Origin of the sequence: Vibrio sp. 10N.247.311.12, assembly GCF_041467515.1 — a bacterium.
Taxonomy (GTDB): domain Bacteria; phylum Pseudomonadota; class Gammaproteobacteria; order Enterobacterales; family Vibrionaceae; genus Vibrio; species Vibrio crassostreae_C.
On sequence record NZ_JBFSUV010000026.1, the window covers coordinates 34227 to 47741 of the forward strand.

Here is a 13515-nt window from a genome sequence, read left to right on the forward strand (position 1 = left end):
GATAATTTCTGCTTGGTATGAGACATTAGTACTCTCCCACATTTAGGCATATCTCAGAAACATAAATCATCAACGGTTATTACGAAGAAGCCCCTGTTCACATAAGCATGAACAGGGGCGGTAAAGGCGCGTGAGAATATCTAATCGCTTCGCCCTGTTAATCGTCAGTAAATAGTACTGAGGGACGGTATAGAGAACATAAATTGAGCCGTACCTTCCATTCGCTCAGACGGAAACACTTCAACTTCCAAGAGGTCACCTGCAGGCCCAAGATCTACCATCACCGCTTTGGTTTCGCCTGGTAACACATTCACAATACCCGTATCCGCCACAATCGAGATAGCGAAGTCCGAATCCTTACGGTTACTGATTTCCGCTGTTTGTGGACCAGTTGCACGTTGCCCACCTTCAATTATGAGCGGATCTTCGGTGTAAATTCGAGCCAGTGCATTTGATGAAACATCATACAAAGCTTGGTTTGCAGGTACGTAAGGTTGTGCCTCAACAACAATCAGGTTATCTGGCTCATATCCAAAGGATATTTCTTTGTTTTGTACGTTCTTCTGCTCATCTTCAGCGGTAATAATTAGCTTGTACCTTTCTCCTTCCTCATAATTGAGCGTGGGGAATATTTTGGGCTTCGCTACACGAAACAGCCCATCACCATGAGATAGCACCGCCAGATAGACATTCTCTTCAGCATCAGATCCCAACAGTTGCACACTAGTCGGCACAGCCTCACTGAAATCTTCCAAATGGATTTCAAGATCACGTATATCACTCAACACCTCGGGTAATGCTTCGCCTGAATACATAACCTGTATCTTGGGCTTCACAGTATCAATCGTGAACGTTTCAACGCGGTTGGTTTCGTTGCCATACGAGTCAATGACTTTAAATACAAAAGGCACATTCATTTCAACATCTAGAGCAGACACATCGAAGCTGAAATCGTATGTCTGCAAGTCGATCTGATTTGTATGAGAGACAGGGATGTCTTGTGGACCGGCTCCAATGTTGGCCGTTGCCGAAATGGAGCTATATCGCCACATGGAAGACCGCCAATCAAAAACAGTATCGGCATCATACGTTTGCATCGTAATGTTTTGTGCGGCTCCGTCATAATGAATAGAGCGAATGGCGATTGGATTGAAATCCCAATATGTATATAAGTAACCGCCGTGAATGTTCATCGAGCCGTCTTCTTTAGCGGTATAGATAGAATATGGGATATAACCGCGCCCTGTGGCGTAAATATAGTTCGTACTGATATCGCATGATGTCGCGCCGGGGTTCACGTAGCATGAGCCGCCAGCGGTTATGGTGAGCTTTTGTCGATAACTACGTGGCTCAACGAATACTCGCACGGCATTGATTGTATAGGGAACATTCGTTTTCGGTCTGTCATTGGTGATCCACTCACTTGATAAATTGGTTTTGTGCCACACCCCCGTAAATTTCGGTGCCATATCAACCCCCGCAGCGAGGTTGAAATTCAAATCACGATATCGATAAGTCGAACAGTAATGACCCGATTCCGTATAAAAATGGAAGTAGCTGTACATTTGAGGGTAGTTAATGGTCGGCTGGTAATACGCATACGTAGAGTCTGTGTTGCTGACCATATGATTGAGTTTCTTCCAACCATAAGGGGAGTCATTAGTAGCAAATTGTGAGAGTAAGCGGCCATATCTAATCGAGACTGGGTTGCTGTATATCGTCATACCTGAGTAGTACGATTCCCAAACGCCAGATTGCGCGTTACGTACTTCAATCTTATTGGAGCTGGTGGCTGGGCAAGTAAAGTCCATATGTGACGATCGAGCAAGGGTACTTACATTACCTGATGTATCATAAACATCGATTCCAAATTGGTAATATCCGGGCGCAGGGACAAGTCCCGCACCAGTGGTGGCCGCGATAGACCCCGCCACAATCACGGTTTTTCTTTCTAGATTATATTCAACGTCTTTGTATTTCTTGGAACCATCTGGTTGCTTAACCCAATATCTGGCTCGTGAGATGCCGTTGTTGTCACTAATGTCACTCACTTCAAGCTGCTTCGTTGTCCCTGTGTTCCCAAAATTATCGATGTGACCATAATATGCATTGAGAATGTGAACGAACTGCCCACTGATCACCGGCTTAATCGTGTCTTGCACAAATGTATAAGATTCCGTTGAGACGACTGCATTGGATAAATCTAGGTATTCCACAACAACGGTGTACTCCCCTTCGTTTTGAGGCACCTTGCTGAGAACCACTTCCTTACCGTAGAAATCCTTGCCGTCTATGTTCAGTCGATCATGGATATTTATGACAGCGGTCAACTGACTTTCAACTAGACCTGAACCATGTTGCAGTCGAACCTGAATTTTTCTATCCAAACCAGATGAAATCTTAAGGGTCAGCGTGTCTCTTATGTTGACCATGTTCAATTCACGGCCATCGACGCTTTTAGGGTTGCCACTCGTATCGGTAAATGAAACTTGTTCTAGCGCAGCCGAAGCGATTGGAACATTCGTTAGCCCTAAAATCATTGTCATTAAGGAGAGCTTTAGTGTGGTCTTCATTTTCTCTGTACCTTTCAAAGTCAGCCATGCGGTCTATGGTCGAAACAAAGGCATCGGCCATCTCACCGATGTTATCTTCTGTGGTACATAGAAATTCCAATTAATGGCATGATTTTCAGTGATTGTTTTACGTAACTGAAGGTAAAGGGAGAAGATTGGCTACCGCGCTAGGCTTGGTTAAATGAATGACAAGAAAGACCAACGCCGTCAGTCTCGCCATTCATTTTCGAGGTAGAGAAGGTGTATTGTACGTTTAACTTAATCGGATGGGCTTCGAGATCAGTCAGTGTCAGTCGTCGTACTGGTAACGGGCTTTGACCCAGTAGTTTGTGAGTCTATAGGCTTACGCTCAAACTTTAGGATAAACATAAAGACATTAATTCCGACAATGACAGACAGTACTACAGGAATATATTCCATCTCCATCGTTGTCAGTATGGAAGATTGACCAAGTACTTTACTCAATATGAAAAAAACTATACTTCGATATCACTCGACTTGGATTGCTGCGGCAGAAGTCGGAGAAATAACATGGGAAACAGCAAGCATGTTGATAGAGGCTTTTGATTTGGGGGTTTGCGAAACGGAAGAAATTCTACGTAACGGTGTGGTTCATTCACCTTCTATTGCAGAACAGGCGATTGAGATAAAAAATGATACATTTCAGTATCTTGAGAACATAGGAAAGCCCATCAAATTTCCACCAGCAAGACTTCACAATGAACGTTGTGATGAGGTCGTTATTGAAATCTCTGAAACGGTTAATTTCAAAGCTAGGAACCGCAACAAACAATTGAAAATCGAAGTATAACTAACAAGGGGGCGCTCTTTGTTGTTCAATGAACACGAAGGATTGGTGGTATACCAAATAGAATGAATGCCAGCTGATGTTGAGCTGGCAGGGGGATTACAGGTCGTTGAACTTCAACCCTTCCTCTAGAAAATATTCCATGAAATTGTTATCAAAAAGCTTTGAGAATTTACCTTTCGCCTTATCTGTGTGGCAAGGATTTGCTACACCAAGTAAAAGGATTTCGTCTTCATTTTCCCAATGACTAGAATACACAATGCAAGTGTCACTCGTTCTATCGAATTGACGTCGTGCTCGATTCCATTTGCCTTGTTTGGCGCTGTCAAACCATGGACTGCTCGGGTCCCACAAGTGGATATGCCCCAACCCTGCATCTTCAGCGTCTGTCGGATAGGCTAGACTTGCAACACGGCCAAGATATTGAACCGATAGATCATCGTCGTAACTTAAGTGAAGGGCGATATCTTTGCACAAAGCTTCAACGTCATTGAAACCTTGTGCTTTGATTTCTTGTTCAAATCGAGGGGATGGGGTGACGTTTTTCATGCGTTCCCCTAGTGATAATTAGAGACAGTCGCTTGTGTCGCCGCTTTGAGTTTTGCAACTTTATCAGAAGTCATCTCAAAGCTAGTCTCATATTTACCAATCGAAGCCACTTGGAGTTGGCGTTCGATCGACATTAAATCACCAACGGCACGGCGTAGCTTCGCTGTAGCCTTACGAATTTGTTTTGCTGTTTCAACCGCTGGTTGCTCATATGCCGTTGCACGACGACTTAGGCTTTCGTGTTGCGCTTTAAGAATCATCTCAAAACCACGGATATAACCGTCTGCGACCACCAGCTCATCGATAGTTACTTTATCAAAATAGCTCTCAGGTACATCTGATTGCTCAATCTCACTGTAAACTTCTCTAAGCTGTTTAGTTTGAGTGTTGAGTTTTGCAATAATAGACACAGCCATTTCTAAGCTTTCAGCCGAAACTTGGCGTTGGTCATCTTTACACTCAATTGTCTCTAGACGAAGATCCATAGCTTTAGCAACAGTATCGCCCATTGACGCACTGGCATTGCCACCGAGCGCAGCAAGAATACTTGCACTCATAATTAGCCTCTTCTTCATTGTGACCTCAAAAACATTATAGGAGTAATTATAGAGAGGTGATAAACCTAGCTCATTTCACGGGACGGGAATTATCCATGTCCAAGGCCAGATTACAACCATTCAATATTGCTAACAATCAGCCCATAATGATTAATATCACACCACTCATGCCCATATGTTGCGCAGGTAGCGTTTAGTGCAACAGTAGCAGTAATGGCATCGCGGAATTAACCCGAACCATCGTTGTACGTTAGAAAGCGATTCAGAGCGGTTCTAGGTATAGTTTAGGGAAAATCAAAGGGATATCGTCTTAAAACAAGTCTAAGATTATACGATAAGTGTGATTTATATCACATATTAACGTTAAGTATCCACAATGTCTCTGGTTTTCTGGGAGGGTTTTGTAAATTCGATTGGTGGCTGGTGGCCAAAAAACCTTGCCAAGATAATGATGGACCCTCGCCTTTAAATAGTTAGCTAAACCGATAAAGCCAGTTGACGTTATAGTTTTAGTCCTTTAATGAGTTTACCAACCGCGTCAGCATTGGCCACGAAGAGGCTGCACTGTTCTGAGTAGCATAAACCGATTTTTTGGTACAGCTTTTTGGAGACAGAAGCATCGCAATGCTGGCGGATTATCAATTGCTGCATGCCGATAACTGCGGCTATATATGTATGCGGATTGTCACTCATCCAACGTCTTAGCGTATTAACAGGCACAGCAAACCCACTCAGACGCTCAACCTTGTATGGTATCCCTAAAAGGCTATGAGTCTCATGGTGGTTCGATATTGATAGACTCACCGCGTTTTGCAGAACCGCTTTATATGTCTCCGGTTGTAACTCAATAGCTGTACACGCTGTATCAAACAGCATGGCTTTTTCAGGTGAAGTCTTGCACCAATTTTTCAGACGAGTAATCGATACATGGCAGACATTCGCAACTAAGGCGATGTCGTTTTCCATTTGATAGTTAGACATGTTCGAAGTCCTCTTGTTTAGCTTGATATGCAAGCATGCTTTCTAACGTGTTCGTTCTCTTTGCGGTCTTTTTAGTCTTTTGCTTTGACTCCGACTTACTTTCCAATATTAAGTCCTCATGCACGATTACTGGCAGTTCTAGTGACGCCGGAACAGGCACCTTCTGTGAAGTGTTTGGTAAATTAGCACAGTAACTAAGACGCGTTGAGAGATCGACTTTTGCTACTGCTTTGCTCTTCAATGTCGACCCTTCAGCTGAAATGCCTTTTGCTAAGTCAGTAAACCACTCGATTGCCTTGCTCATTCTCTCAAGCTGCTTATCCAGCATCAACTTGAAATTCGTCAGATTAGGTCGTAGGTGAGACGCAGACGGTTCAAACAATGCACCAGCTGTCTGTGGGTGATATTGCTCAATAGCTAACTTATACAAGCCAATTTGATGATCGCGAATTTGTGCTTCATCTTGACCTGATTTCTCTGCGAGTTCAATTTGCTCACGTATTGACTGAACAGCCTGAACCATAGGGCTCCACTTTTGAATAGCAGCTGTAGCCGTAGTGCTGAGATCGCTCATGGCTTTTTCAGTAACACGAGCAAGGTGGGATAAAGAAGACGCATCCAGTGAAATTTGGTTTCTTTGCGATGGGGTCAGCGCCATGCGTTGCAATTCATTAAATGAAGACAGCGCATCTTGATTGAGCAGTAACCATGCTTTGTATGCCGCTGCCCTTTGAGTGTGACTAATCTCGTGAGTATTAAACTGGACGTTAAATATCGATGTAGATAACGTATCAAACCCTTCTTCCACATATTGGTGAGCAAGATTAAACAACTGTTGAACCTGAAGCAGTGACTCTTGATGTGGCGTTCCCGCATGCAAAGCCGCCTTTACCTGCTTCCTTTGCTTATTTCTTAGTTCACGCACAACACGAAGTACACCCACTTTATCCATCCTGTGTTGCTTCATGGTAATAGCCCAAGGCTGTTTTTGGATTTCCTCAACAGACATTGATTGATAGTCCAAAGCGCCGAGTTCTGCGAACAATTGAGTACGCTTGAGAAGTTCACGGTACTTAGCGATATATGAAGGTGACACGACCACGCCCCCCATCGTATTCAACATTTCAGCTGGACACGTTGATATAAACTTTCTTACTGGGCCACGATGACGGAGCGCACGAGCTAAATGTGAATCATGTACATCCAATGCACGTTCAAAGCCACCCAGTCTCTTAAACATCTCTATGGACTGTTCGGTGACGGCGATTTTTGCACCATCCACCAGCTCTCCATGGCAGTTAATGAGCTCAGTTTGCACGCTAACTTCTTTTTCATATGCATACCCAAAGTCAACATTAAGGCCATTTAACTTATTGGCATGGGCAAGATGTAAGCGCGAATCTACTGACAATGGATAGAATTTAACGCGGGTATTCGATTTCGTAAGCTTACCATTTTGAGTTCGTACTACTCGCTTTGTGAAATGGGCTTTTGCTGACACCTTTCTCGGTTTCTCGTTATACGCCACACCTAGCACCGCACTTTTTAAATACGGGATAGAATGAGTAAGTAAAGTCGGTTTCTTTGAAGGAAACTCAGTAGCGAGGGCTTTGTTCACGAATTGCTGGGCAGATTGTAAGCTTACGAACTCACGTTGAACTAATTTATCGGAGATCGCTTCCATTACATTGTTGATGCGATTAGTGGCCAACTCAGTGAACGTGGTAGATAGATACTCTGACTCAAAAGACTTCGATACCAATTTTCCGTCAATGCGTACCTTCCCCATTTCGGGCGTACCAAAGGTAACAGACCCGATATCGACCAGATGCACTTCACCTTTGATGTTTGCACTCAGCTGATACTGGCCATCGTCAACTTGCGTGTCATTGAATGAATGTGAAACCGACATTTCCACTTTGACTGGCGTATTGTGTTGGGGATAACGCTCAAGCGTGCAATTGTTGAAGCCTGCTTCGTTAGTGATATCCGAGGTATCAATCGGGCGTCGCCAATACGACAGCAGCGCACGGTGGTTGGCCACATAATGGTTCGGTTCCTCTTTTTTGAACACAGGCATCATTACTGCTTCAGGGAGAGGATATTGCGGGTCAACTAACTTGATGGTCTTCCCCGTTTCCGCTTCCCACTCTGCATTGGTTTTCGGAAACGGAATCCATGACTCAGGTCTTAAGTGAAGATCACGCCAGATAGCAAGTGGTCTAAACGGAAGGCTTGCTATACCGTCAATGCCCCAGCGATAGCTTAGGTACACTGCGTGACGTTCAGAGAATAGTTTGATTTGTGGATTCACCGCTTGAGCTTTATACATAGCCAAATAACCACGTCTCGCTTTCGCATTCAACGTCACATCATTTTGGATCTCTACAATGCCGGGATGTGTATCCTCTTTGCCTTCGGCAATAAGTTGACGGAACTCTGCAGCCCTGTTTTCTGAAAGAATCGATAACTGAGCAAAAAGTCTGACTAACTTCTCCAAGTAGCGAGGTTTCAACACATTAGGTTGAAGTGCAATTCTGCCAAAACCAACACTGTCGTACCCTTTGGCATGCAAAGCACGAGCTCTCATGTTCGCAGACAGGCGGAACATGTAATCACGTAAACGCAAAGCTTCCTCTTGACCGAGGATGTTCCATCGGTCTTGTTTAGCTAAACTGGTTTGTGTTTTATCAATGGTGCCAACTTGAGTACAGATCAAGCACCCATATCGAGCTTTACCTGAACACCCAGCACCATGTTTTTGTCCGACTGAAATCTCACATGCTTCTTGCGCGGCATTTCCATAGATGGCCAACAACAAAGCAAAGTCGGACATGAATGCTGGAATAGCATTTTGAATACCAGGGAGGTTCTTCGTCAAAGGCTTCTTTCCGGCTAACTCTAAGGCCGTGAAGACTTCATCCGTTAACCAATCTCGGATAGGAGCGTACTGGTACAGTTGGAATTTACTGACGTCACTTTGGTCCACCAGCTCCGCCTTGAGTGCATCGATGGTCTTGTGTGCAGTACCCTGCTTCTTCATATTACGAGTACGACGTGTGCTTTCATCTTTTACGCGTGAGCCCGAAAAAGAGATAACCGGTGACGACGCGTACTGCTCCATGCCTTCCATACCTTCAAATCGATTCAACATGGTTTTAATGTACTTCTCGGAAGGGATCAGCTTCAAAATTACAGTGCAGTCGCCGGACATAGACGCATTCTGAATCACTTTTTGTGCCGACAAGTAACGATTGGCGTACTCTTCATGAAAGTCAGGAGCCACACCATCATAGAAAAGGTTAATGCCACAGTCCTTCGCATAGGCTTTCAAGAACGGAGCCGCATACTCGCTGTACATCTGCATTGGCAATGCTTCTGCACCAGGATTAACGGTGCTTATCATCAGTGGACGTGAGGGTTCGATTTTTCCTTCCGCAATGCTCTGTTTGTAAGCTTCAATCAAGCACAGTGCGACCAATGTGCTGTCTTTCCCCATACTTAAGCCTTCATGACAAATATACTTCTCATCAGCTTCGATCAGGCTACGCGTCTCTCTCACCGTGTCATTGAAGCGATCAATAATCCCCATATGCAGGGCATACAATTGACTGCTTAATGCGTCTTGTGCTGTCGATACTAATAAAGTCATGTCCGATTCCCTAAGTCATCTTGAATACCTTAACTATAACGTGCATAGAGAATAATGAAAGTTTATCCCCCCGTTTTATGGGAGATTTTTCTTTCATTTTATAGACAGGGTTAGTTGTTCTACATAGACTGAAGATAAATCCAGTGAGGACAAAAATATGAACGCGAAGACAGATTTGACAGTACCATACACACCCAATCATGCTCTTAATGGCAAAGACCTAGAGGTGGTGTTCTTTATCGGGGAAGAAGGAATCAACAAGTACGGCTTTCGTACCCTCGAAGGCATTCTGTTGACCAAGGAGTTAGCCGAGCATTTCAAAAATGAAGAAAGTTCAGACAAGATACCTTCTCACTTAAAACGTCAACGTGATCTTGAAAAATCACGCAGCGAACCGCTCAAAGATTACTTTCGAACCCGCAAAAATACCATATTGCCCGGACTGGCGATTTGTTTAAGCCATCTAAAGGATGAAGAAGAGATCATTATAGGTAACCGTAGGATGCTTAAAGCCGTGATCCCTGCCGACTGTGACCGTCATATTGCCGATGGTCAAAACCGTAATGAGCTATTTCAATCTTTATTAACTGAAATTCCTGAGCTTGCGACGCAAACCCTGAGCGTGAAATTCCTTGTCTCTGATACCGACACGCTAGAGCCTGTGACTGAGCAAATAAAACAACTATTCAGTGATTTTCACTTCAATCAGAGAAAACCAACGACGAGTCTGAACCTGTACTTCGACAGCAGCAAACCTTACAGCCGGTTATTACGTCGATTTCTGGATTTAGAAGTGAACCAATTGTCCCTATGGGATCTGATCTCGGTAAGTGGAAAGCTCACCAATGGGCATCTTTTCATCTTAAAACAGCTTCAAGATTTCTTGAGCATTGCCAGCGCTTCCACAGCCGCGAAAACAAATGCATTACTCACCAAGAACCCTGAAATGACAGATCAGTTGTTCAACATGCTCAAGCCTGCGCTTACGGGCGTACTCAGTGCTATGCCAATAGGTGAAAAAGATACTGAGAATGACCCTATGTATAGCAAAGCCATTTATTTCTACGGATGCGCGTGGGTTTGTCGCTCCATCATCGAAGAAGGTATGTCTAATGGTACGGCACCAGACTGGAGTGCTCTAGAGCGCTTAAAAGCACTTCCGTTACTCAACATGAAAGACAGCTGGTGGACTAAAGCAGGCGTTGTTCAAAAGCTCCAGTTAGATAATGCAAAAGAGCCGAAATATATGATGCAAAAAGGTTCAGAGAAACTGATGGGCCGACGTTTGTGCAAAGTCTGTGGTATCTACCCGTGTGATGAAATTTAGCCTTTGGAATAAACGCTAAGGAGAGAGATTATGGAACTGAATTTACAAGCCTATCGCTGCCCGTCTGCAATGACTCAAGCTCGACTTGCTATAACTATGGCTCATTCAAGCAATGAATCCCTATGGCTTCACTCCATTGAACCGATGCTAGAGCATCATATTAAGGCTTACCTTGCTTCGGAATACCCTAACGCCACTCTTGCTGTGTTTATGGCCAAAGAGATAACAGAGGCGATGCAAGACGAATGGTTGTCTGATGACAGTTTGTTTGATGAAGATGACTTGGATGGGGCAACAGTTCAGTGCTTGTATTGCATTTCATGTCGGTGAACAACAAAGATTGAAACTTTTCTGTTACGCAGAGCTGATTGCTACGTGACGCTATAGCAAAGATTTGACAATAAAGATCAAAACTCAATTTCACTCAATAGGCCAACTTAAAGCAAGAAGTAACAATAAAGTTAGAAACTTTTAGATGCTTTTTGTCGTAGTCTGTCTTTTGTTGTAGCAAACTTTTGCCCCTTTTCTTCTTAGAGCTAATACACTTCACTAAAAAAGCATGTTCATATTGACCAACATTTTCTAATGTTAGAAGCTGATATATAGCCAGTTTCTTTGAAGGTTAAATGCCCCTGACCAACTAAATGAAATGTAAGATTTACCAAGAGTTATACCGATTGCTTTTGAAAACTGACTTGATGGCACCTACTGAAGTTCAGCGACTATGCTGAGTGTAGTTTGGGGGTGAGGTGAGGCGTATCATCTAATTAACGATCTACATCCATTAGGAATTGAACCAATGAGTAAAAAAAATCGTTTGTACACGAGTGCAGCCATTCAATCGATAACCAATAACTATGAGAAATTTATTATTGAAAGCGCTGATATCGATCATCAAGGCTTGTATTTTCATGATGACAAAATCTATGCGCTGGTGCCCAATTTGTCTGACTCGCTAAAAAAAGAGTTAATTGAACGTTATGAAAAGGTGCGTGTCGTAGGTATGCCCGGGCCGGAGTTTTGTGGGGTTGTTGATAAAAGTGCTGAACGCCTTCCATTAAGTGACTCATGGAAAAAAATATGTCTGCATGGTCACCCGTTCACAGCCCCAGAAGCAGCAAACGAGCTAAATATTCATTTGCCAGAGAAATATCACCCATTCCACTTCGATTTTAAAATTGCAACTAACATCTTCGAACTTAAGTTACGTTTTGAGCCAAACGAAGATGAAATCAATGAGCTAAGGATCCTATTAGCGAGTCTGGGATATGATGATTATGAATTAGTTGTGATAGTCGACAAATCAATACCTGAGTACCCGGGAAAAGATAATACCGTTAGAAAAATAGTAGGTTATGCTCCTAACAACTTACTTCTAAAAGCAAAGTCTTTTTTACCTAAATCTTACCCTAAAGTTGTTCTGGATAAATATCAAGAGGATCAAGATTTTTGGGTAGATAACAGAACAAAGGTTTTTTCAGATCTTGAATTTTCTCAATCGGAATTTGTCCCCTCGTCCATTCTTGAGTCAACGAGCTGTTTTGTCGATGCCAGTGTTTTCTCAAGGCAAAACATTCGAGAATATCTGGCATTATACCGTACAGTGATTATTGTCTTGCCATTCAATGATAATCCACAGCTTTCGGTAGATTTTTATCAAATGTTCTCAATCAACCGCTTCGAATTACAGGAGTTGGTAAGAAGGCAACGGTTAAAATTTACTATCACGCAAAATATAGTGCGCTACTCCATTGACTTAATAACTACGATTCTTGATGTTGACCCTAGTGCCATTCTATTTCCAAGAGCCTTAGCATCTTCCACTATTATAGGGATGCGAAATCGTTCAGGTGTCTTGGGGCATACATTGACTACTGAACAGCAATTTCATTTTCTTCGTGCCCTTAAGCAGGAAGGCTCTGAAGCAGCGCTCAAGCTGGCAGGTTCGGTAAGCAGTTCTTGGCAAAGAATGGAGTATCTAATGAACAAACTTGGCCCCACGGGAGTTTCATATCTTGGAATGGGTCAATTTATGTCCAACATGTATGCTCCTGAGAAAACCAGTATGCTGGGTTGGTTAACAGCGAGTTACGAGTATTCTTTAGGTCTTGGCGCACATTACTTTCCTTGTGATGATCCAAACCATCCAGATTTGTTCAAGGCGTTTGAATATATTGGTGGATGTTATGCCGGTTTTCAGAGGCAAAATCCAATGCTTCGAGAAGCAGAGTTGGGAATGCTTCTAAATAAAGTTTTTAGCATAAATAATGATATGGACGTGCTGGAGCTTGATAGGGTGTTTTCGGGACAAGAAATACCATTTGCTACGGATATACTGGAGAAGTTTTCTAATCTGACTGAAGAAGAGTTATCGCTAAAGCTGATGGAGTTAAGAACTGAAATAGGAAAGCTAGAGGATAACCAAAGGAGGTTATCTAAATGGGACATAACGGGATTCCTTGGAGGCTCTGCTGCTTTAGCTTTTAACCAACCTTTTGTTAGTCTTTTAGTTTGGGGGATGATGGTCGCACCTCGCTTATTGAGTAATACCCACCCACATCTAGAGGTATTTAATAGATTGTCGGTGATCAATAATCGGACATCAAGAGATGTTGTTTTGATTAAACGATCGCGTGATAACGTTTCTAGAGTGGTCCCATAATTAAGTTAGTGTCGTGGATGAAGAATTTAGCTACTAGGTTGGAAAATCCGCAATACTTCAGATAATTCGTGTTCTGCTAATTTAGCAAAAGGCATGACTCATAAGTGTCCAGAGATGTGTTGTGCCGCCATGCTTAAGGATAAGTGTGCCTTAGTACGACGACTCTATAACGTTTCTGCCCCATTATTTTCTAGTTACTTCTATCAATAGCAAAGTCCGGGTGACGCGATGACCTACTTTTTCTAATCGAAATGTGTCGACGATTCTCATGCCTTACAACACCATGGATACTCGCTTTTGTTATCGGAGTTCTTGAAGAAGCGCTTAAGCACTACGGTCACACCATTCTCGATGATAGAGCTTTTACTACCTAACTAACATATTGAAAGTCTGCTAGTTGCTCTCA

The 13515-nt window shown here is 43.1% G+C and carries 9 protein-coding genes; 4 read left to right on the plus strand and 5 right to left on the minus strand.

Annotated elements, in window-relative coordinates; translation table 11 throughout:
* Positions 1 to 164: 164 nt before the first annotated feature.
* Entirely contained in the window at positions 165 to 2573 is a 2409-nt protein-coding gene (locus AB6E30_RS12900) for an Ig-like domain-containing protein (protein WP_136987069.1), read from the minus strand.
* Between the two features lie 466 nt (positions 2574 to 3039).
* On the opposite strand from AB6E30_RS12900, the gene AB6E30_RS12905 reads away from it, so the two are divergent.
* Entirely contained in the window at positions 3040 to 3384 is a 345-nt protein-coding gene (locus AB6E30_RS12905; protein ID WP_136987070.1) for a hypothetical protein, read from the plus strand.
* 96 nt (positions 3385 to 3480) lie between these two features.
* Here AB6E30_RS12905 and AB6E30_RS12910 read toward each other — a convergent pair whose 3' ends face one another.
* The 4 genes from AB6E30_RS12910 to AB6E30_RS12925 form a co-directional block, all read right to left on the minus strand.
* Entirely contained in the window at positions 3481 to 3930 is a 450-nt protein-coding gene (locus AB6E30_RS12910; RefSeq protein WP_102558274.1) for a type II toxin-antitoxin system YafO family toxin, read from the minus strand.
* A gap of 8 nt (positions 3931 to 3938) precedes the next feature.
* Positions 3939 to 4487 carry a hypothetical protein gene (locus tag AB6E30_RS12915; protein WP_102558273.1) on the minus strand — a complete coding sequence of 183 codons (549 nt, stop codon included), beginning with the start codon at positions 4485 to 4487 and terminating at the stop codon, positions 3939 to 3941.
* A gap of 501 nt (positions 4488 to 4988) precedes the next feature.
* Positions 4989 to 5468 (minus strand): hypothetical protein, encoded by a 480-nt coding sequence (locus tag AB6E30_RS12920; protein WP_102558272.1) that lies wholly within the window; start codon positions 5466 to 5468, stop codon positions 4989 to 4991.
* Positions 5461 to 9120: a hypothetical protein gene (locus AB6E30_RS12925; RefSeq protein ID WP_372083459.1), complete on the minus strand. Its 3660-nt coding sequence runs from the start codon at positions 9118 to 9120 to the stop codon at positions 5461 to 5463. Before AB6E30_RS12925 ends, AB6E30_RS12920 begins: the two co-directional genes overlap by 8 nt.
* A gap of 157 nt (positions 9121 to 9277) precedes the next feature.
* Here AB6E30_RS12925 and AB6E30_RS12930 point away from each other — a divergent pair, with 157 nt between their 5' ends.
* The 3 genes from AB6E30_RS12930 (at position 9278) to AB6E30_RS12940 (ending at position 13109) form a co-directional block, all read left to right on the plus strand.
* Positions 9278 to 10447 (plus strand): DGQHR domain-containing protein, encoded by a 1170-nt coding sequence (locus AB6E30_RS12930; protein ID WP_372103850.1) that lies wholly within the window; start codon positions 9278 to 9280, stop codon positions 10445 to 10447.
* 30 nt (positions 10448 to 10477) lie between these two features.
* The gene (locus AB6E30_RS12935; protein WP_102558269.1) at positions 10478 to 10777 is read left to right on the plus strand and encodes a hypothetical protein; all 300 of its coding nucleotides are present in this window, start codon (positions 10478 to 10480) and stop codon (positions 10775 to 10777) included.
* A 469-nt stretch (positions 10778 to 11246) separates the two neighbouring features.
* The gene (locus AB6E30_RS12940; protein ID WP_102556459.1) at positions 11247 to 13109 is read left to right on the plus strand and encodes a hypothetical protein; all 1863 of its coding nucleotides are present in this window, start codon (positions 11247 to 11249) and stop codon (positions 13107 to 13109) included.
* The last annotated feature ends 406 nt before the right edge of the window (positions 13110 to 13515 follow it).